Genomic DNA, 20,432 nt, shown 5'->3' with positions numbered 1-20,432 from the left:
GCAGGCGATCGCCAAGCTTTTCGAGCGAGCGATCGCACGTATTCCACAAATTCCCGAGATTTTTGACTTATTTATATCTTTTTTGCAAAAGTTTTTTGGCTTCCTCAGAATTTCCTCATTTTTTACTGTTAAAATTATTTGTTAGGAGCTATGAAATATATACGAAAAATAAAAAGATGGTTTTTACGGTTTAGTAGGTCATTTTTACGATCGTTACTTAGGAATAAGTATGTCTAGCTCCACAAAGATTCAATATTTAGAAAACGATCTCTGCGAAACAAACTCCTGCTTTTTGCGTTTGTTAGAAGGTGTACCCGTATGCATGTTCTTCACCAACCTACCAGGGCATAATATTTTCGTTAACGATCGCTATTTGGCAACTGCTGAGCTGACAGTAGAAGAGATGATTGGCAATGATTGGAGTCAAGTTATTCATCCCGAAGATCTCGATCGCGTGTTATCAGAATGGGAGCAAACTATTCATGTAGGCTTACCGTGGGAGTCCGAACATCGGCTTTTAGATAAAGATGGTCGAGTTACGTGGGTAAATTCCAAAGCAGTTCTCAATCGCAACACATCCGAACAACTTATAGGTGCTGTTGGCATGATGTTTGATATCAGCCAGCATAAAACTGCAGCAATAATTCAAAATCGACAAATCGAGCGAGAATCTGCATTTAGGAGAATTATTCAAAAGATTCACAAATCACTCGATTTAGAGAATATTCTCACCACGGCAGTTAACGAAATCCAGCATCTGGTAAATGCAGATCGGGTAATCATCTTGCGACCCAATGCTGAGGGTGACAGGTTAAATGTCATAGCCACAAATGCAGAAGATCCGCTCGTTGCCACAAGCCTTCGCAGCAATTTTTGTTTCTCTAGTGCATGCTATAACCAATATATGCATGGAGTCCGCGAGATTATTCCTAAGGATGCCTCAGACTGCGAACAGCATTGTCTGTACGATCTGCTGTATGCATTCAGGTCAAAATCATCAGTAATTGCACCCATTGTGCTTCCATTCAATGGTAGAGCTGCTAGTCTTTGGGGATTCGCTGTCGCCACTACCCATAACGAGCAGCATCGATGGAATCCCATAGAAGCCGAATTCTTGCAGGATCTTGGTATCCAATTGGCGATTGCGATCGAGAAAGCCGAACTCTATGAGAAAGTCCAGAAGGAACTCACAGCGCACAAGCAAACAGAAGAGCAATTACAACTTACCAATGCCGAACTCATCCATGCCACCCACCTCAAGGACGAATTTCTCGCCAACATGAGTCACGAACTTCGCACTCCTCTCAACGCCGTTTTAGGAATGACTGAAGGGCTACAGGACGGCATTTTTGGCGCGATCGAAGAGAGACAACTTAATGCGCTAAAAACTATCGAGCGCAGTGGCTACCATTTATTAGAGCTAATTACCGACATTCTCGACGTTGCCAAAATAGAATCAGGTAAGATGGAACTCGATTACGCCCCCGTCCCTGTAGTGCCTCTCTGCCAATCGAGTCTGGCATTTATCAAGCAACAAGCCTTCAAAAAAGGCATCCAGATTGCGACAAACTTCCCACCTGACCTGCCCGATCTATATGTGGATGAACGACGCATCCGCCAAGTCTTGATCAACCTGCTCAACAATGCTGTCAAATTTACGCCAGAGGGAGGACGTATCACCTTAGAAGTCACGCACAAACAGCAACAGAAAGAGAACTCCCCTCTCCTTGAGGCAGAGGGGATGGGGGAGAGGTCTTTCCTGCGAATTGCCATCGTTGATACAGGTATTGGTATTGCTCCAGAAGATATCAGTAAACTGTTTCGACCCTTCATTCAAATTGATAGCAACCTCAATCGTAAATATACTGGGACGGGTTTAGGTCTAGTTCTAGTGAAACAAATCGTCGAACTTCACGGAGGTCATGTGGGGTTAACCAGTGAGGTGGGGGTAGGCAGTTGTTTTGCGATCGATCTTCCCTGTACTGATTTTGTGCCATCTTCCACTAACAAAACTCAACCACAATCCAGTAAAGATACCAAGCAAGCTGAGAAAGCGTCATCTAACCTCATCTTGTTGGCAGAAAACAACGAAGCCAAAATCCTTACAGTTTCAAACTACCTTTCAGCTATAGGCTATAGCTTACTCTTAGCGAGAACCGGACAAATAGCCATTGATTTGGCTCGATCTGAACACCCCAATCTGATTTTGATGGATATTCAACTGCCAGGGGTGGATGGGTTTGAAGCAATCCGACAGATCCGCTACGATCCATACTTAGTCGATGTGCCGATCTTGGCACTTACTGCCCTAGACACGCCTGCCGAGCGCGATCGCTGTTTACAAGCAGGAGCCAATGATTACCTGACCAAACCCGTTAGGCTGCAACAATTGGCAGCTACGATTCAACAACTCCTAGCGACTTAGGAGATTTCTAACCATAAAAGACCAAAGTAGAAACTACTAACAACCTGAATTATCAATTTTTCCATCAGGCATTGTGGTATTACAGAGCGTTGCTGCAATTAGAATAGTTCCAAACAGGTTTGCTCCGATCAGGTTCGCTCCCGAAAGATTCGCTCCCGTGAGATTTGCTCCATCCAGATAAGCTCCAATGAAACTACTCCCTTTGAGGTTTACACCAACCAGATTGGCTCCTTCAAGGTAGGCTCCTGTGAGATTGGCAAAACTAAGGTTAGCCGCTTCGAGGTTGGCTCGACTGAGGTAAGCTTCTCTGAGTTTAGATTTGCAAAGATTCGCTTCAATCAAATTTGCTTCAACGAGATTCGCTTCAATCAAATTTGCACTTTCTAGGTTAGTTCCTGTGAGATTCGCAAAACTAAGGTTAGCCCCTTTAAGGTTAGCGCCACTCAGGTTGGCTTCTGTAAGGTTGGCTTCAAAGAGATTCGCAAAACCAAGGTTGGCATCACTAAGGTTAGCTCCAGCAAGATTGGCAAAACTAAAGTCAGCTCCTTTGAGGTTAGCGCCAAACAGATCCGATCCGCTGAGGTCAGCTTTACTCGCTTTAAACCTCTCGCCCTCTCCACCATCCGTTCTCAACCAGGCTTTATGCTGTTCTAGCTTTTCTTGAATGTTCATTAGTTAAGTACTTCACTTCGCACTAGATCTATTTTTTACCCTCCCTGTAAACGCGCTCAGTTTTTCATCACGAGCAACCTAAACAACAATTAAATATATACTCCGTATAAACTCTAGATAAATAATTGCACATTTTAAGCAGATAACTAAGATAAAAACAACGCACTCCCAACATAAACACGATCGTTTATCTTTTCATCGCTACAAAATGCGATCGCGGCAGGTTTCTTACAGATTATTCAAATTGAATTGGCTTGGCATTCACAAAATATTCTGTTTTGTAAATTCAAAACAAGTAAAGATAAACCTAAAGGTAACATGAGGATGTAGGAATGTTCTCAACAGCTTTTATAAGAGTTCTATCTAGCAGCGATCGCGAGAATAGACAGGAATAATGGAAAGGGCTCTAATTTGCAACTAGGATTTTTGGGGATTGGGAATATCCATAGGATGACCGAGAAAAATGACTGAGAAAAATGACTGAGAAAAATATCAACACATATTCGAATTGAATAGGTATTTTCCCTAACCTAGTAAAGCACAAGAGAGAAAAAGCTTCTCAATTGCAAAAGCAATCTGTCAGTAGGGATAATTTTGCTTTGTAAAAATTGTAAGATGTCTTTGAGTTTTAAATAACCATTTCTCTAGACTTAGCCTGATATGTCCAGAATCAACAATTGCTATGAATATTAAGACCATACCGACAACACCATTTACAGATCAAAAGCCCGGTACCTCTGGACTGCGTAAAAAAGTTACCGTCTTCCAGACCTCTCATTATCTAGAAAATTTTGTGCAATCGATCTTTGACAGCCTAGAAGGCTTTCAAGGTCAAACTTTGGTTGTAGGTGGAGATGGTCGCTATTACAACCGTCAGGCGATCCAAATCATTTTAAAAATGGCAGCCGCGAACGGGTTTGGTCGAGTCCTCGTCGGTGCTAGTGGAATTTTATCGACGCCTGCTGCCTCCTGTGTAATTCGGAAATACCAAGCATTTGGGGGCATTATTCTCTCTGCTAGCCATAACCCAGGTGGTATAGACGGCGACTTTGGCATTAAATACAATACGGGCAATGGCGGTCCTGCACCCGAAAAAGTTACGGATGCAATTTACGATCGCACCAAAACCATCAGCCAATACAAAATTTTAGAAGCAAGCGACATCGATCTCGATCGGCAGGGAGACTTTCAACTTGGCTCCATGGTTGTCAAAGTGATTGATGCCGTTGCGGACTATGCCGAGCTAATGGAATCTCTGTTTGATTTCGATCGCATTCAGTTACTGTTAACCAAACTGCCTTTCCGTTTGTGCGTGGACTCCATGCATGCAGTGACGGGACCTTACGCCCATGCTTTGATTGAAGGTCGTCTCGGTGCAAAAGCTGGCTCGGTAATCAACGGCATTCCGTTAGAAGATTTTGGTGGCGGACATCCCGATCCTAATTTAGTCTATGCTCACGAACTGGTAGAGATTCTATTTGGTGAGAATGCCCCTGACTTTGGTGCAGCTTCTGATGGCGATGGCGATCGCAACATGATTTTAGGGCGTAAGTTCTTTGTCACGCCAAGCGATAGCTTGGCGATTCTTGCTGCAAATGCCCATCTCGTACCTGCTTATAAGTCTGGCTTAGCAGGCATCGCCCGTTCGATGCCTACCAGTCAAGCCGCCGATCGCGTTGCCGCTCGCTTAGGCATAGAAGCCTATGAAACTCCTACAGGCTGGAAATTCTTTGGCAATTTGTTAGATGCTGGCAAAGCTACGCTCTGCGGTGAAGAGAGCTTTGGTACGGGGTCTAATCACGTTCGCGAAAAAGATGGCTTGTGGGCAGTTCTATTCTGGTTGAATGTCTTGGCAGCACGCCAGCAGTCTGTAGAGCAGATTGTCACTGAACACTGGCAGATGTACGGACGCAACTTCTATTCGCGCCACGATTATGAAGGTGTGAATGCCGATCGCGCCAATACCCTAGTGGATCTGCTGAGAGCTAAAGGTTCTAGCCTCAAAGGCAAGCAGTTTGGGCAATACGAAGTTCTATTTAGCGATGACTTCAGCTACACCGATCCTGTGGATGGAAGTACGAGCAACAAGCAGGGCATTCGCATTGGCTTTACAGATGGTTCTCGCATTGTCTTCCGTTTATCAGGCACAGGTACAGAAGGCGCTACATTAAGACTGTATGTAGAGTCCTACGAACCCAATGTGGCTAAGCACCATCAAGATCCGCAAGTCGCCTTAGCATCCTTAATCTCAGTTGCTGAGGAAGTCGCTCAGATTCGCGAATTTACGGGACGCGATCGCCCCACGGTGATTACTTAATAACTCCTTACCCCTAGCTCTCTGCTTTTTTGAAAGGAGTAGCAAGCTTCTCAAGGTGATATAGCAATATTCGATCCACAAGAGATTCTTTTCTTAACCTAGAATTATAGGGGTGAATATAAAGGCAATACCTTTATATTCACCCCTATATCTCAGTGGTTCTTCAATAAGTTGCAACCGTTTTACTAAATCACATGGAGTAAGGGTTTGGGCCAAAATTGCGATACTGCAACCTCAATGGTCATTTTTTCGGATCGATCTTAATCTCAATGGGACGAATGTTGGTAGGTGGAGCTGCATCTTCGCTCAATGTTGCCTTGAGAATGTAGTTGGTTTGGGTTACGTCTGGACTCGTCTTGATTTGAATCATATAAACTCCAGTCGTTGGTAGACTTCCTTCAAAGGAAGTCACTCCCGCAGCATTACTCAGTGGTGAATTATTGGCATCCATTACCGTCATCACCACACCTGCACCTGATAATGCAGCCTTGAGCTTTTGACCGGCTTTGACGCTGACGAGATAGCTGTTCGTCGAAGTTGCTTTGAGCGTACCGTTGGCGATCGCTTCTTTCCCAACCTCCAGATTTAATGCCTGACTGCTCGGGTCGGGATTGCCACTCACGGTCGTTGCCACGGGTGAGGGTTTTCCAGAGGGATCGGTCGTGCTAGGTGAAGGATTGGGGGTGGTTTCTACAACCACTGTAGGAACAGGCGTTGGCACTGTTGCAGGCTTTTGTTGCGATCGCATAAAAATTGGGATCGACATCCCTGTAATCGCTACCATTGCCAGTAACCCAACAACCAGAAATCCAGAACCAGAATTAGACTGCGAGTTAGATTTCGATACGGTTTTTGTGGAGGTTGATGCATGGGGACGTGCAGGAGTCTCGTTATAGTTCGTTAAACTGCTCGATGATTTTCCTGTCGTGGGTACAAGCGCTGTGGGTGTCTTGCTTACTGTGTCTTCAGAAATACTAAAAGCCGTCAGTCCTTGCAGCACTTCCTTTGCCGATTGATACCTCTGCGTATACTGGTAGCGAACCATCCGCGTTAGCACCATTGCCAAACCATTGTTTACTCTCGCTTGATTGCGCCAAACCAGTTCACCTGTGGCAGGATCGGTGGGCAGATCGGTGGGGCTTAAACCTGTCAGGGCTTTAATCGCTACCATTCCTAGCGCATAGAGATCGCTACTATAGTTCGGTCTACCCGCACATTGTTCGTTGGGCATATATCCTGGCGTACCGATGGTGACAGTAAATCGCGATTCACCATTACTCGTTTCTATTGGGCCCCCTTCCTGTAAGGCTTTGACTGCACCAAAATCAATCAGAACCATCTTTCCATCTTTTTTGCGACGAATTAAGTTGTCAGGCTTAATATCTCGATGGATCACGCCTTCGGAATGAACGAACGCTAAAATATCTAGGACATCTTTGAGAATGGCAACAACCTCTGACTCAGACAGCAGCTTGCTTCTGGGCGGTTCGTTGGATTCCAATATCCTAATCAGCGACTCAGGATCGTTATCATCATCAGATGCTTCTTCGGCAATTTTTGGGTTAATTTCATCGTAAAGGGACTTACCTTCAATAAACTCTTGCACCAAATAGAATTGCTGATCCTCTTCAAAATATGCCAAAAGCTGGGGAATTTGATCGTGCTTACCTAGCTTCTCAAGGGTTTCAGCCTCTGTATTAAACAATCGTCTAGCTTCTCGAATGAAGTTAGGGTCATCACTGGCAGGTTTGAGTTGTTTAACCACACAGGGAGGGGTGCCAGGGCGACGCATATCGCGGGCAATAAATGTTTGCCCAAATCCCCCTACTCCCAATGTTTTGATCAGTTTGTACCGTCCGTCAAGTACTTTTGCTGCCATGGCGATCGCACCCAGATAAGGTTAGGTTACTCTGATTGTAGAGAAAAATAGCGAAGAAAACTGCGATCTTTGCTATTCGTAAACCTATCTATACCCATTTTCTCAAATTTTCCGATCGCGATCCCTTAGAAATTCATGGTTCCCTGAGTCTAAAAGCCTGAGAGAGTTCCTTGGGAATTGATACTGGTTTGCGGCTAGATAAATTGATAAAACAACCGATCTGTTCTGCTGTGGCAACTAATTTCTCACCGACGTGAATCTCTGCACTGACTGTCCATCTCAAATATTTCATCTTACTCATCCACATGCGACCAATGGGAAGGTCAAACAGGACAACGGGTTGCTTGTACTGAATGGAGGTTTCTAAAAGAATAGGAGCAATATCCTGTTCCACCATGGTTGATAGAGAGAAACAAGCTGAAACCAGAGCAATACGAAGATCCTCAAGCCAGCGAATGTAGACGATATTGCTGACAACTCCTGCAAAGTCGATGTCATAGGGCTGTACGGGGAGTTTCAATTCCACGTTTATCAATTGTTTCGGTTCTACGAGTTGTATCATGATTCCATTATCTCCTATCCGATAAATCTTGGTAAATCACAGACCGATCGGTCTTTTCCCTCAAAAATTTTTTGACCCTTACAAGGCTAGTTTAAGCTGCTTTCCAGATATGCATCTAGATGTTTAATCGCTCTCTGCATATGAAGGGAATCCCCATATAGCTTGGTCATCATCACGGCTCCCTCTAGAGTGGAAATCATAATGGTGGCGATCGCATCGGCTTCAATGTTTTGAGGAATTTCGCCCTTCTTGATGCCTTTATCGATAATGCGGCAGATCAGCGATCGCCAAGTATCCATGGCTGCTTGGGCGCGGTGGCGTAAAACTGGGTGCGCGTCATCACTTTCGATCGCCGTATTGAGAATGGGACATCCACCCATTACTGGCGGCGATTCGGTAATTGTGGCAAATTCGGCGGCGATCGCTTTGAGTTGGTCTAGCGATTGGCGTTTGCCTCGAATGGCTGAAAGGAAGCGTTTCCCAAGACATGCCGCCGCATAATCAAAGGCAAGCAATGCCAATTCTTCTTTGCTTTTAAAGTGGTTGTAAATCCCTCCTTTTTGTAAGCCTGTAACCCTCATGATATCTGACATAGAGGAACCTGCATACCCATATTGGTTAAACAAGTCCGCTGCTTGCTTGAGAATTCTCTCTCTAGTTTCCTGAGCTTTATTCATGCGTATTTATAGGCAAAAGACCAATCGGTCTGTTTTAGATTAGCATAAAACTACGCTACATCAAAATCTAGAAACCTATGGCATACTCAGTTTTGGGCAATGTTTGTTGTCCGCCGCCTTACAATTTCTAATGTATTTTATGGTTACGCCAAAGCTACCTGCAAACTTGACGGATCTGCCTGAATATCAACTTAGAGTCAGCCCCAAGGCAAAGCACATGCGGTTATCTGTCTCTGTGGATAAAGGCTTGGAGGTCGTCGTGCCTGAAAACTTCGATCGTAGACGCATTCTAGAGTTTTTGGTGCAAAAGCGGACTTGGATCGACAAAGCCCTCCAACAGGTCAATCGAAAACGAGAATATCTGGCAGCTCAGTCTCCCGATCTCCTGCCTGAGACGATCTATCTCGGTGCGATCGCGGAAACATGGCAGGTGGAATATTCACCAGCTAGCTCAAAATTTATTACTGCCAAAGAACAGAAAGGGCAAAAACTAATTGTTACAGGCAATGTAGAGAATATTGAAGCGGGTAAAGCCTTACTTCGACAATGGCTCAACCGCAAAGCCCAAAAAGAACTGATCCCTTGGCTGCGCAAAGTCAGCGTTGCCGCACGGTTACCCTATCGCCAAACTTCGGTGCGGGGGCAAAAGACGCTTTGGGCAAGTTGTTCGAGTTCTAAAAATATTAGCCTCAACTTTAAACTCTTGTTTTTAGAGCCTGATGCCGTGAACTACGTGTTTATTCACGAGCTTTGTCACACAGTCCACATGAACCACTCTGCCAAGTTTTGGGCTTTGGTGAGCAAGTACGAACCCAATTACCTGAAGCTCGATCGCTCGCTCAATCAGGCATGGCAGGTAATTCCTGCTTGGGTCTAATCGAGTTTTCCACGCTGTTTCTGCTAGTTACAAGCTGAGCCATGGGGTGTAGGATCCTACATGTTACACAGGAATCAGAATTTAGCGCATGGCAGTTGACTACGATCTAGCTATCGTCGGGAATGGGGCAAATGCCTTGGAGTTGGCTCATCGAGCCGCAAAGCTTAAAGCAAGAGTAGCATTGGTGACTGAGCCAGATGCCTTAAGTCAGTCTCGCTTGCAGCAGATCGCCATCCAGATGCGTAAAAGTAGCGCAGGTTGGAAAAAAGATGTGATCGCAGGAGAGGTTTCATTTGCCGCATTTTTACGTCAAGTACTTGCCATTCTTGCGCCCCAATCAGAATTGGAAGCCCTACGGGCTTTGGGGGTCGATGCGATCGTTGGCAGTGGGCAGTTTGTGAATGCGCGTACTTACGCTGTGGGTAAAAGACAACTGCGATCGCGTACCTATGCGATCGTGACCGATCCCCCTGTGGCAACGCGCAAAATTATCGGGCTAGAACAGAGTAACTATTTAACCTACGAGACCCTGTTTCAATTGGATCGTCTACCTGAGTCGCTCGCGATCGTGGGTGGAGATCTATATAGCTGCACGATCGCCCAAATCTTAAGCCATCTGGGTGTCACGGTAACGCTACTCTGCGACAGCAGCCATATTTTGCCCGATGTCGATGTGGAGGCAGTCAGGTTGCTGCAAGCCAAACTAGAGGTGGACGGCATTGAAATTTACACTTCCACCCGTGTTACGGCGATTTCTCCCTTAGAAATGACGAGCGAACAAAACGGGCAGGGAACTTCTCGCCAGAGAGTCTGGGTAGGGGAACGCACTTTTGAATGCGATCGCGTTTTGATGCCTTTCTTCTCAGATCCTTTACGACTCAACCTTGAAGCCGCCAAGGTGAAATTGCAGGGAGAAGCGATCGCGGTCAACGCCAAAGCTCAAACCAGTAATTCCCGTATCTATGCCTGTTATACCAGTGCTGACATTGCCAAAATTCTCAGGCACAGCCTGTTCTGGACGCTTACGCCGACTGCCCAACCTGCATTCGCGCCGATTTTATCAAAAACGCTTCCACAGCTTGCCCATCTGGGTATGACCGAGGTGGATGCAAGGCTGCGGTATGGCAAAAATCTTTATGTGCTGCGGCATCACTATGACGATCTAGGCTTTTGTAAGTTGCTTTGCCGCCAGAATGGCGAGATTGTCGGAGCTAGCCTTGTCGGTGACTGTGCTGGAGAATTAATCGAAACCGTCGCGATCGCCATACACACCAAGCTCAAAATCCATCAACTTGCCCAACTAGCCGATATTTCCTCTGGGATCGTAAGCACCACCGCCGCCAAATTTGCAGAACAGAAATCTGCCAGCGATAAAGGGAAGCAATTCCTGTTAGCAAAATGGTTTACCTTTCGCCGTGACTTTAACCTCTGATCGCTCTCTAGCTAAAATAGTAGAGACGAATCAAAGGTAGCACTATGCCCCGATACACAGGAATTTCTAGCGAAGCATTTAGACATCCATTAGATCGTCAAGCAGAACAGGCATTACGCAGCGTGCCAGGGTTCGATCTACTTGCTAGTAAATTTGTAGAGTTTCTCTACGAACGTCCCCAACTGATTTACAACACAGGCAACTGTATCCAAGTTGGACCCCGTCAATATGCCACCATCCACCGTTTATTTAGAGAAAGCGTCAGCGACCTAGATGTTTATCCCGAACCAGCGCTATTTGTGTCGCAAAATCCCAGTGCTAACAGCTACGCCCTGGGAAAAGATAACCCTTACATCGTAGTCAACTCGGGATTATTAGACCTACTCAGCGAAGCTGAAATTCGCGCTGTGCTTGCCCATGAGTTGGGGCATATCAAATGCGGACATACAACGCTAATTCAAATGGCAATGTGGGCGATGAGTGTCGTCTCAGCCATTAGCGAAATGACCTTTGGCCTAGGGGGCATTGTGAGTTCTGGATTAATCTATGCTTTCTTTGAGTGGCGACGCAAAGCCGAACTCTCCTCAGATCGAGCGGCATTATTGGTTACAGATGATGTCGATACCGTACTTCAGACCATGATGAAATTGTCTGGCGGAAGTCATGCCTTTGCCCATGAGATGAGCTTGCCAGAGTTTATTCGTCAGTCCGAAGATTACCAGGAGTTGGATAAAGATAACCTCAACCAAATTTACAAATTTTTGCTCTATAACGGGTACGGCTCTGGCTCTATGCTCAGCCATCCCTTCCCCGTCGAACGCGTGCATTACATTCGCGACTGGGCTGGCTCTGAGGAATATCGCCAGATTCGACTGGGTAACTACAAGCGTTCTGGCGCAACGGGTGCGGTCGATGTCACGCCTGAGGAACCCAAGGGCAAGCAAGAACCTAAAGCCGATACCAAGCAAGACCCAAAAACAAAGGACGAAGCCGAGGCACTGCGTCGCCAAATTGAAGAACTCCAAGACCAAATCAATCGCCTCAAGCGACAATAGATCCTTAAAAAAGTTATCTTCTATACGGATTAACGCTGAAGTTCTGCAAGATTTCGTCAAGTTTGGATTTATGATGATGTCAGTTTAGCGACCATTGCGTTCAACTATTGAGCCATGACGACAAATCAAGTGTCTTACACGCAAACTCAAATCTCTGCTTGGCTGAGAGGCCTAATCAGCATTGCTATGGCTGATAATGATTACAGCGAGCAAGAGCGTAGTCTATTCGATGAGATCAGTCATAGTCCCGACTTAGGACTAACGACAGAGCAAGGCATTTTTGAACCCATTAGCCCCGAAGAATTAGCAACGGCTTTGGGCGAAGATGTTCAAATCGCACAAAATTTTCTACGCACCGCTGTAATGATGGCTCTTGCGGATGGGCATTATACGGATACAGAAGATGCAACCATTCAGCAATTTTGTGTAGCTCTCAAACAGGAGATTAAACCTCTGTTAGAACTAAGGGGGAAATTAGAAGCTTCGTCTCATCACGAAGAACAGCATCCAGACTTACTCGAACCGATTAAAGAGTGGCTCGATCGCATGGAAGTCCACGATAACAGTTTAGCGAGATTTATCTGTAAGGTTATTCCTGCTCAATGTCCTTTCGAGCGAGATGTGTCCCTATTTGGTCGTAAAATCATGCATATTCCCGCGATGTGCAAGATTAACCCGCTTTATGATCAACTGGTTGGACTGCGTTTTCGATCGCTTAGTTACCTTGCCGATAAAGGTGAAGATATCTCTAGTTTCTATTAACCCTTTATGACGAAAGATCTAAAAGGGTCAGTAGATAACGACTCGCCATCACCCAATGTTTTAAAAGTGATCCTTGCCTTTCGGACTTGGGGCTGGGTGGGCTTTTGGTCGCAGGTGGTTTTGGGCGTAATTGCCGCCATCGTCCTATTGGTATTTGTCGGTACGCGTGCCATTAGTGGTGCTGTCAACACCCCAGCCCCTACAAATGTTAACCCAGGTACGCTGCCGGGCTTGGGCTTTGCTTGGGTAGGGCTTGCCATTGTTGGCATCAGCATCTATTGGAATTTTCGTTACACGCAACTATCTAAAAAGTTGCGATCGCCCGATCGCCCCAATCGAGTCCAGACCATTCGCCTGCTCAAGATTGGGATCGTAATTAGCCTTGTGGGTATGCTGATCACCCTAATTGGGGCATTTACGATCGTGGGATGGCTCACAGCTAAATCACAGCAGCAACAGCCAGGTGTGGGTGTGTTGATGGTTGTTCCCGTGCAATCGATCGATCTGCTCGTAGTACAGGCAAATACGAATATTATCTTGGCGCACTTTGCGGGTTTGGTCACTTCGTTGTGGCTGCTCAATCGGGTTACGGGTAAATCGAGCCGCGAATAATACCATTTTCAAAAAATGATACGTTGCCTCACTTTTTGAAAAGATCGCGCTCTGCGTGGAAACCAAAACCCGCGTTGTCTCAAATTCAAGAGAAATTGGTATAAGGAGCTTTGTTGTGCGTCTGGGCAAACTGTTGGATGTATTTTTGCAGTCCAACTGCCCTCTATGCGGGCGTTCTTCCGCCTCGATTATTTGTGTTGATTGCGATCGCCAAATTACGGCCTGTCGCTTTAAAGATTCCCTGCAACTGCCTCCCGATCGCAATCTTTCTGTGCCGCTATTTAGTTGGGGCGTATATGATGGCGCATTAAAACGGGCGATCGCTGCTTGCAAATACGAGCATCATCCTGAAATTGCGGAAGTTTTGGGCGAAAAGATCGGGGAAGCGTGGCTAAAAAGCTCAAATACTCGGGGAACTAAGCCTACAGTGATCCCCATTCCCATGCATGCTGAAAAGTTGAAAACGAGAGGCTTTAATCAGGCGGAAATTTTAGCCCGTAGTTTTTGTCAAGTCACCAAACTGCCCTGTATGCCACAACTTCTGCAACGGGTGAAATCAACCAAGCCCCAGATCGAAACCAAAAGCAAACAAGAACGCTTAGAAAATTTAGCGAAAGCCTTTGCGGTTCCTGACTCGGTTCGACTCAAACAGGCTGTGATTTTGCTAGACGATATTTACACGTCGGGTACGACGATTCGAGAAGCGATCGCCACCCTAGCTAGAGCCAAGATCGAAGTGAATAGCGCGATCGTCCTAGCTAGACCAAAGTTATACCTAGGAAAAGATTAAGGAAAAAGATTAAGGCTTTTCCAGTTCAGCCTTCATGCGTTCAAGGGTCACGTTCATCTGATCGAACATTTGCTGGGGTGTAACACCAAAATTACCCAACTGGGTTTGTAGTTGTTTCATCGTCATCTGTGCCATAAAGTCATCAGATAACTCAAACCGCTTCATAAAAATACGGTAGCGATCCATCATCTCTTCCATTTTTTCAATGAAGAGTTTTTTCCCCTCGCGATCGAACTTGCCATAGTCACCTCCAAGTTCCATCAGAGACTGATAGTCTTGAAACAGGTTACGGGCTTCATGTTGCACTATTTCCGAGTCAAAAAATCCCATGTTTATTGCTTGGCTATCTTACTTGCATCATTTTACCGCCCCAATCAGGTAACTGCCTCTCTCTGATGAGTGGTGATATCCCTACTAAAGTTTTACTAAAGTTTTGCCCTAAGCTTTTCCCAAGATCGCTTTTTGAAAAGCGGGACGTTCAGATAGGCGTTGCACGTAAGCCGCTACCACAGGATAGTCGTTGAAGGTAATGTTTAGCATCATCGGTGCATAGGCAAGCACCGCACCCACCGCTATATCTGCTACGGTTAATGCATCGCCACCTAAAAAGGGTTTCTCCGCCAAGATTTGACTCAAGGCTCCTAGCAAGCGGGGCATTTCTTTTTCTCTTACGGCTTCAGTAAAGAGCCCCGTACTCAAGGTGGAGTTGGCAAACATCACCCACTGCGTCGCGATCGCCCGTTGCTCTAAGGAATCGGTAAGATGCCCGTATTTTTCTGCCAAGTAGAGCAAAATTGCGCCAGATTCCCATAAGTTAAAGCTTTCATCTGCGATCGCAGGAACTTTCCCCATGGGGTTAATTACCAAAAACTCTGGCTTAAGATGATCTCCAGCCTGCATATCTAGCATCTCGAAATCGTAGGGAACTTGAATTTCTTCTAAGTACCACTGCACAATCGAAGCACGGCTCCGCTTACCACCGAAGAGTTTTAGCATATTTTCCTCATGTAATCTAGAACTTGCGATCGTCAAACACAGCGATCAAGCACCTGTATGCTCTGAAGATGCTGTCTTGGCAGATTCTTTTGCCCCTGTAACCACGTCCATCAAATAAGTTAGTTGTACGTTTGGTGCCAATGTAATTGTGTCACCATCACAAAGTTCGTAAGACGAAACCTTTGTATGGTTATTAATAATCACACCATTCACACTAGGTTTACCAGACAAGTCTCCATCAACAATACGATAGAGATAGCGCCCGTGCTCAGTCCCAGGTACTCTCAGTAATATTGCATGCTGACGGGAAACAAACCGAGAGTACAACTGAATGTTGTTGTTAACATCCCGTCCAATCGTGTACTTTAACCCGTCTAGTAATAGCTTTCTGCTACCCCTAGCATCTGAAATTAACAGAGCATGACTAACGTTTGTCTCACTCATTAGACCATCGAGAAAAGATTGATTTTGACGAACAGGCTTCCATAATCAATCATGCCACTTTACCTTAACTATGGTGAGGTCAATTTAATCATGAATAGCAAACCAGACATCGCATTAGTTTTCATAGTGCAAATGTCTTAACTTAACAAAGGCAAAATATCAAGCCTATATTATCCCAACTAAAAGCAATTCTAATCAAACTGTTAGACATTACCTGTGGAATTTATCTTCATTAAGTCTCGCATTACTTTACCCTACAAACGCAACTTAACCCCATGTTTTACAACAAACTTCTAAATTTCTCTGCTTGAGTCAAGATATTTAAGCAATTTGTGTGAGTATGTCTGCGAATTTTCATGAAGGTAATGTCAGTCGAGCCTTTCTTTAATCCTAGAGACTAGAATCGATCGCAAAAGTTGCCAAAATATCTGAGATCGAGAACCCTTCCTTAGTGTAAGTTCTATAAGTAGAAGATCGGGAAAGTATAGGAATCTGTCAAATGGACATTACTGAAATAAAACGTCAACTGCAAATTTTGTCGCAACGCCTGGGTAAAGCCCAGGACTATCTTTGACCTGCCTGCTTTAACTGCCAAGATCGATGACCTAGAGCAAACAGCGGCTCAGCCTGAATTTTGGAACGATGCTGCCCATGCCCAAACCAAGATGCAGGAGCTTGACGCGCTCAAGTCAAATCTAGAGAAAATTCATAGCTGGAAAGCTACGGTCGAAAATTTAGCCGCGATCGCGGAATTGCTTGAACTAGAAACCGATCCCGCGCTCCTTACAGAAGCTAGCCAAGATATTGCAAAACTGACCGATGAACTGGATCGCTGGGATATCGAGCAACTTTTGTCAGGAACCTACGACCAAAAAGATGCCGTATTAACCATCAATGCTGGGGCAGGTGGTACTGATGCTCAAGACTGGACAGAGATGTTGCTGCGCATGTACACGCGTTTTTGTGAGTCTAGGGGTTACCAAGTCGAGATTTCTGACATATCAGAGGGTGAAGAAGCAGGGATAAAATCTGTAACCTTACTCGTCCACGGGCGATATGCGTATGGCTATCTGATCGCTGAAAAAGGCACGCATCGACTGGTAAGAATTTCGCCATTTAACGCGAATGATAAGCGTCAGACCAGTTTTGCAGGTGTGGAGGTAATGCCTTTACTCGATGAAGATGTCCAACTTGATATCGATCCCAAAGAGTTAGAAATTACGACGACGCGTTCGGGCGGTAAGGGCGGGCAAAATGTCAACAAGGTAGAAACAGCGGTGCGCATTACCCACCTGCCTACAGGGATTTCTGTGCGTTGTACTCAAGAGCGATCGCAGTTGCAAAACAAAGAAAAAGCGATGCAAATTCTGAAAGCGAAGTTGTCGATTATTGCGCAAGAGCAACACGCTCAAAAGATTGCGGATATTCGCGGGGATATGGTCGAGGCTGCTTGGGGCAATCAAATTCGTAACTATGTGTTTCATCCCTACCAAATGGTGAAGGATTTGCGCACGGGTGTAGAAACGACCAGCATTCAAGATGTGATGAATGGCGAACTCGATCCATTTATTCAATCTTACTTACGGCAACAAAATCAACCTGTTTAAAGTCTATAGGGAAGTTGTAGTACGTCCATTGTTTTGATATTCTCCGAAACCAAATTATGACTAACTGGCACTTACCCCAAGATTTAAACCATCAAGATTCGAACGATAAGCTCACCAATTTGGCTCGTCTCTCGCTAGGGCAAAATCGCCTAGCGTGTCTATTAGGCAGATCCATCTTGAGTTCTCTACTGATTTTAGGAATGGGTGTGATGGCAGAGTCGGTATTGCGCTTAGATCTCTCCTCAGCATTTGCTCAGGTAGAATCTCAAACTCTGCTAGCACAGACTCAATTTACCGAAGAGCAAATTAATCGATATTCGGAGGCGGTTAATAAGATCGAAAAGAAACGTGAAGAAATCCTACGCCGAGCTAAAAACTCTCCAGGGTGGTCAACGATCGCACAAACCGCTAATAGGAAAGGTGTAGACGTTTGTAGCCTCAACCAATCTGAGCAACCCGCAGACATTCAAAGCCTGTGTCAGGAGTTAATTGATTTTTCTGAACAAGAAATCCGTAGGCATGGATTTAGCAACAACCGCGAGTTTAATCAACTGACCGTGACCCAACAGCAAGATCCCTCCCTGCAAGGACGCATTCAGGCGCGAATATTGCAATTAAGGGGCTATCGGTAATATTTAATCCATAAAGAATTACAACGAAGAATTGCAAGGAATCGCTTGAAACTCTCACCTAAATCTCGGTGGTTAATTTATGATTGATTAGATAGATCGTTATCATCATGAGGTTTAACAATGTCCGATCAGTATGCCTATCTGCGTGGGGAGTTTGTATCCCTAGACGATGCCACCATTAATATCCGAACTCACGGTTTTTTGTATGGCACAGCAGTATTTGAGGGCATTAAAGCCTATTGGCTTCCTGAAACTGGTCAGATGTCAGTGTTTCGCATGGTGGAGCATTACAAGCGGTTATTGCAAAGCTGTCGAATTTTGCGGTTGCGATCGCCGATTGACGCTGAAACAATGGGCAATTTGACCATTGACTTAATTCGTCGTAACCAATGCCAAGGTCCAACCTATATTCGTCCAATTGTTTATAAAGCCGACCTGCGTATTGGGCCGATTCTCACCGTTGAAAATACGAAGGATGACTTTTGCTTGTTTTCCGTGCCGATGGATGGCTATCTAGACACCAGTAAAGGACTCAAGGTGGGGGTTTCTTCTTGGCGCAGACTGGATGATAATGCCATTCCTGCAAGAGCTAAGGTAAATGGGGCTTATGTCAATACAGCTCTGGCAAAGACGGATGGATACTTGTCAGGGTTTGACGATGTTGTTGTGCTCACCAACGAAGGTCATGTCGCTGAGGGCAGTGCCATGAATTTGTTTTTAGTGCGAGATAATCAACTAATTACTAGCTCAATTACCGAAAATATTCTCGAAGGCATTACTCGCGACACAATTATTCAGCTAGCCCAACAAGAACTTGGATTGTCAATTGTTTCGCGCCCGATCGATCGCACCGAGCTTTATGTTGCCGATGAGGCATTTTTTGTCGGAACCGCAACGGAACTTGCACCCATTACTAGCTTTGATAATCGACCTGTGGGCGATGGTGAGGTTGGCACAATTTCTACCAAACTGCGAGACCTTTATAGCAAGGCAATTCATGGACTGTTGCCCCAGTATAGTCATTGGTTGACCAAGGTATAAGAGATCTTGGGGGGACTAAATTGCGGAAGCACCAAGAGGTAGAATAGCTTTTAGTAAACAAAGCCAAACAGACATGGAAATCAATGCCTACGCCCCTGACTTTGAGTTACCTAGTACAACAGGCGACGTCGTTCATTTGGGGCGCTGTTTAGAAACCTATTCTGCGATCGTGGTTGTTTTCATGTGCAACCATTGTCCCTATGTCAAAGCTTATCTAGAGCGGCTAATTGCCGTGCAAAATGACTATCAAGCTAAGGGAGTTACGCTCATTGGCGTCAATGCCAACGACGAACAAAAATATCCCGAAGATAGTTTTGACAAAATGAAAATCTACGCTCAGGACTGGGGACTAAATTTCCCCTATCTACGCGATCGCACCCAAGATGTTGCCCAAGCCTTTGGTGCAATCTGTACGCCTGAACCCTTTGTGCTCGATCGGCAAGGTATTCTGCGCTATCGAGGACAAATCGATGATAATTATCGTGATGCCAGTGCTGTAACTCGGCAAGATTTACGAGAAGCGATCGACCTTGTACTTCAAAGCAAGCCTTACGCCAAAGAGATGGAGCCAGCTCTCGGTTGTTCCGTCAAGTGGATATCCTAAGGCAGTCAAGGCGATCGATAGCAGGGAATTCTAACTTGCGGAATGCTTGCTATACAACCGATAACAGATAACCGATAACTGATAACCTCATATGCCAATCAAGTCAACCACACGCCATATTCAAATCTACGCTGCCACCGTCGAAAACAATGAGTTAATCGACAGCGAAAATACCCTAACCCTAGACATTGACCCTGAAAATGAGTTGAACTGGACAGATGGGGCAATTAAAAAGGTAAATAGTAAGTTTGATGCCTTGGTTGAAAACTATAAAGGCGCAGATCTCACCGAATATAATCTGCGTCGCATTGGCTCCGATCTAGAGCATTTTGTCCGATCGCTTTTGCAAAATGGCGAACTTACCTATAACCTCAATCACCGCGCCCTCAATTACAGCATGGGCTTGCCGCAAATTATTTCCACCGAAGCAGAGGGATAATAACTTCCTCAGCATTCAGACTCGGAATTTAGAATTCGGAACTTGGAATATAGTTTAGCCACCTCAGCGGTAAACTCTTTACCTCAGTCTTCAACGCATCAATTCAAAACCCACAATCCCATCATTTTTTCTATGTCAGAAGAAGCTACCCCAAAAGTGCCAGCGCAGCCTCCTGCGAAAGCTCCTGCAAAAGCTAAGGTTGAAAAGGTCAAAGAGCCAACCGTTGAAGAATTGCCCTTCGAGCAGTTCATTAACGAGCACTATCTACCTGCCTTAGCCAAGTCCTTTCAGAAGGCAGGAATTGCGGATTTACAGCTCAAGTTTGAAAATTCGCAAGTGCAAGGACGGTGGAACCAAAACTATCGCCAATTTACGGTTTATTTTTCTAAGCAAGATATCAGCGCTCAAAAAGCTTTTTCCTGTGCCGATGGTGGCCTATCACCGAGCACGATTGAGCCATTTCTGATTGATGAGCGTAAGGCAACGCTAGATTTACTGGTCTTTGGTGTCATGCAAAGATTAAATGCCCAAAAGTGGCTAGCACCCAATTAGGAATATAGCCACTAGGAATGAAGAGTATAAGAGCGTAGGCTTCGACTCATTTCGACT

At 45.3% G+C, this 20,432-nt stretch carries 21 protein-coding genes; 14 read left to right on the top strand and 7 right to left on the bottom strand.

All coding sequences use genetic code 11. From position 1 onward, the window contains the following. The first annotated feature begins 229 nt into the window (after positions 1 to 229). Positions 230 to 2,425, top strand: coding sequence for a hybrid sensor histidine kinase/response regulator (locus tag ACP2WE_RS13090; protein ID WP_425215998.1), 2,196 nt, complete (start codon positions 230 to 232; stop codon positions 2,423 to 2,425). Positions 2,426 to 2,461: 36 nt separating this feature from the next. On the opposite strand, the gene ACP2WE_RS13085 is transcribed toward ACP2WE_RS13090, so the two are convergent. Next, entirely contained in the window at positions 2,462 to 3,097 is a 636-nt protein-coding gene (locus tag ACP2WE_RS13085; RefSeq protein WP_425215997.1) for a pentapeptide repeat-containing protein, read from the bottom strand. 682 nt (positions 3,098 to 3,779) lie between these two features. Between ACP2WE_RS13085 and ACP2WE_RS13080 the strand changes: the two genes are divergently transcribed. Beyond that, positions 3,780 to 5,414 (top strand): alpha-D-glucose phosphate-specific phosphoglucomutase, encoded by a 1,635-nt coding sequence (locus tag ACP2WE_RS13080; RefSeq protein WP_425215996.1) that lies wholly within the window; start codon positions 3,780 to 3,782, stop codon positions 5,412 to 5,414. A 241-nt stretch (positions 5,415 to 5,655) separates the two neighbouring features. On the opposite strand, the gene ACP2WE_RS13075 is transcribed toward ACP2WE_RS13080, so the two are convergent. The 3 genes from ACP2WE_RS13075 to ACP2WE_RS13065 all read right to left on the bottom strand — a co-directional run bounded on the left by ACP2WE_RS13075 (position 5,656) and on the right by ACP2WE_RS13065 (position 8,532). Then, positions 5,656 to 7,293 carry a protein kinase domain-containing protein gene (locus ACP2WE_RS13075; protein WP_425215995.1) on the bottom strand — a complete coding sequence of 546 codons (1,638 nt, stop codon included), beginning with the start codon at positions 7,291 to 7,293 and terminating at the stop codon, positions 5,656 to 5,658. A gap of 133 nt (positions 7,294 to 7,426) precedes the next feature. Further along, a complete protein-coding gene (locus ACP2WE_RS13070) occupies positions 7,427 to 7,855 on the bottom strand; it encodes an acyl-CoA thioesterase (protein WP_425215994.1) in 429 nt (142 codons plus the stop codon). Positions 7,856 to 7,941: 86 nt separating this feature from the next. Beyond that, on the bottom strand, positions 7,942 to 8,532 hold the full coding sequence (locus ACP2WE_RS13065) for a TetR/AcrR family transcriptional regulator (RefSeq protein ID WP_425215993.1): 591 nt from the start codon (positions 8,530 to 8,532) through the stop codon (positions 7,942 to 7,944). Positions 8,533 to 8,671: 139 nt separating this feature from the next. Between ACP2WE_RS13065 and ACP2WE_RS13060 the strand changes: the two genes are divergently transcribed. From ACP2WE_RS13060 to ACP2WE_RS13035, 6 genes are all read left to right on the top strand, one after another. Next, on the top strand, positions 8,672 to 9,409 hold the full coding sequence (locus ACP2WE_RS13060) for a M48 family metallopeptidase (protein WP_425215992.1): 738 nt from the start codon (positions 8,672 to 8,674) through the stop codon (positions 9,407 to 9,409). An 88-nt stretch (positions 9,410 to 9,497) separates the two neighbouring features. Continuing rightward, the gene (locus ACP2WE_RS13055) at positions 9,498 to 10,841 is read left to right on the top strand and encodes an FAD-dependent oxidoreductase (RefSeq protein WP_425215991.1); all 1,344 of its coding nucleotides are present in this window, start codon (positions 9,498 to 9,500) and stop codon (positions 10,839 to 10,841) included. Between the two features lie 44 nt (positions 10,842 to 10,885). Next, complete coding sequence (locus ACP2WE_RS13050) at positions 10,886 to 11,896, top strand: M48 family metallopeptidase (RefSeq protein ID WP_425215990.1); 1,011 nt, start codon at positions 10,886 to 10,888, stop codon at positions 11,894 to 11,896. A gap of 114 nt (positions 11,897 to 12,010) precedes the next feature. After that, positions 12,011 to 12,658, top strand: a complete 648-nt coding sequence (locus ACP2WE_RS13045; RefSeq protein ID WP_425215989.1) for a Mo-dependent nitrogenase C-terminal domain-containing protein — start codon at positions 12,011 to 12,013, stop codon at positions 12,656 to 12,658. A gap of 6 nt (positions 12,659 to 12,664) precedes the next feature. Next, the gene (locus ACP2WE_RS13040) at positions 12,665 to 13,270 is read left to right on the top strand and encodes a DUF3611 family protein (RefSeq protein WP_425215988.1); all 606 of its coding nucleotides are present in this window, start codon (positions 12,665 to 12,667) and stop codon (positions 13,268 to 13,270) included. A gap of 55 nt (positions 13,271 to 13,325) precedes the next feature. Further along, positions 13,326 to 14,060: a ComF family protein gene (locus tag ACP2WE_RS13035; protein ID WP_425215987.1), complete on the top strand. Its 735-nt coding sequence runs from the start codon at positions 13,326 to 13,328 to the stop codon at positions 14,058 to 14,060. A gap of 9 nt (positions 14,061 to 14,069) precedes the next feature. Here the strand turns inward: ACP2WE_RS13035 and ACP2WE_RS13030 are convergent, their stop codons facing one another. From ACP2WE_RS13030 to ACP2WE_RS13020, 3 genes are all read right to left on the bottom strand, one after another. Further along, the gene (locus ACP2WE_RS13030) at positions 14,070 to 14,390 is read right to left on the bottom strand and encodes a DUF1825 family protein (protein WP_330482998.1); all 321 of its coding nucleotides are present in this window, start codon (positions 14,388 to 14,390) and stop codon (positions 14,070 to 14,072) included. Between the two features lie 108 nt (positions 14,391 to 14,498). After that, complete coding sequence (locus ACP2WE_RS13025; RefSeq protein WP_425215986.1) at positions 14,499 to 15,056, bottom strand: glutathione S-transferase family protein; 558 nt, start codon at positions 15,054 to 15,056, stop codon at positions 14,499 to 14,501. Positions 15,057 to 15,101: 45 nt separating this feature from the next. Further along, positions 15,102 to 15,500: an FHA domain-containing protein gene (locus ACP2WE_RS13020; protein ID WP_425215985.1), complete on the bottom strand. Its 399-nt coding sequence runs from the start codon at positions 15,498 to 15,500 to the stop codon at positions 15,102 to 15,104. A 499-nt stretch (positions 15,501 to 15,999) separates the two neighbouring features. Between ACP2WE_RS13020 and prfB the strand changes: the two genes are divergently transcribed. From prfB to ACP2WE_RS12990, 6 genes are all read left to right on the top strand, one after another. After that, positions 16,000 to 17,107, top strand: a protein-coding gene (gene prfB / locus ACP2WE_RS13015; protein WP_425215984.1) for a peptide chain release factor 2 whose coding sequence is annotated in 2 segments (ribosomal slippage) — positions 16,000 to 16,071 and positions 16,073 to 17,107 — 1,107 coding nt in all. Because the reading frame shifts where the segments join, the coding sequence is not laid out codon by codon here. A gap of 56 nt (positions 17,108 to 17,163) precedes the next feature. Further along, positions 17,164 to 17,739: a DUF4168 domain-containing protein gene (locus ACP2WE_RS13010; protein WP_425215983.1), complete on the top strand. Its 576-nt coding sequence runs from the start codon at positions 17,164 to 17,166 to the stop codon at positions 17,737 to 17,739. 120 nt (positions 17,740 to 17,859) lie between these two features. Next, complete coding sequence (locus tag ACP2WE_RS13005; RefSeq protein ID WP_425215982.1) at positions 17,860 to 18,780, top strand: branched-chain amino acid transaminase; 921 nt, start codon at positions 17,860 to 17,862, stop codon at positions 18,778 to 18,780. A 73-nt stretch (positions 18,781 to 18,853) separates the two neighbouring features. Beyond that, positions 18,854 to 19,384 carry a thioredoxin family protein gene (locus tag ACP2WE_RS13000; RefSeq protein WP_425215981.1) on the top strand — a complete coding sequence of 177 codons (531 nt, stop codon included), beginning with the start codon at positions 18,854 to 18,856 and terminating at the stop codon, positions 19,382 to 19,384. 91 nt (positions 19,385 to 19,475) lie between these two features. Beyond that, entirely contained in the window at positions 19,476 to 19,823 is a 348-nt protein-coding gene (locus tag ACP2WE_RS12995; protein WP_425215980.1) for an NAD(P)H-quinone oxidoreductase subunit M, read from the top strand. A gap of 132 nt (positions 19,824 to 19,955) precedes the next feature. Then, on the top strand, positions 19,956 to 20,375 hold the full coding sequence (locus ACP2WE_RS12990; RefSeq protein ID WP_425215979.1) for a DUF2996 domain-containing protein: 420 nt from the start codon (positions 19,956 to 19,958) through the stop codon (positions 20,373 to 20,375). Positions 20,376 to 20,432 lie beyond the last annotated feature (57 nt).

This window comes from Tumidithrix helvetica PCC 7403, assembly GCF_965232925.1.
Classification (GTDB): Bacteria; Cyanobacteriota; Cyanobacteriia; order Pseudanabaenales; family Pseudanabaenaceae; genus Tumidithrix; species Tumidithrix helvetica.
Note: the sequence above shows the minus strand (reverse complement) of the source record. Positions and strands in the feature narration are given on the sequence as shown.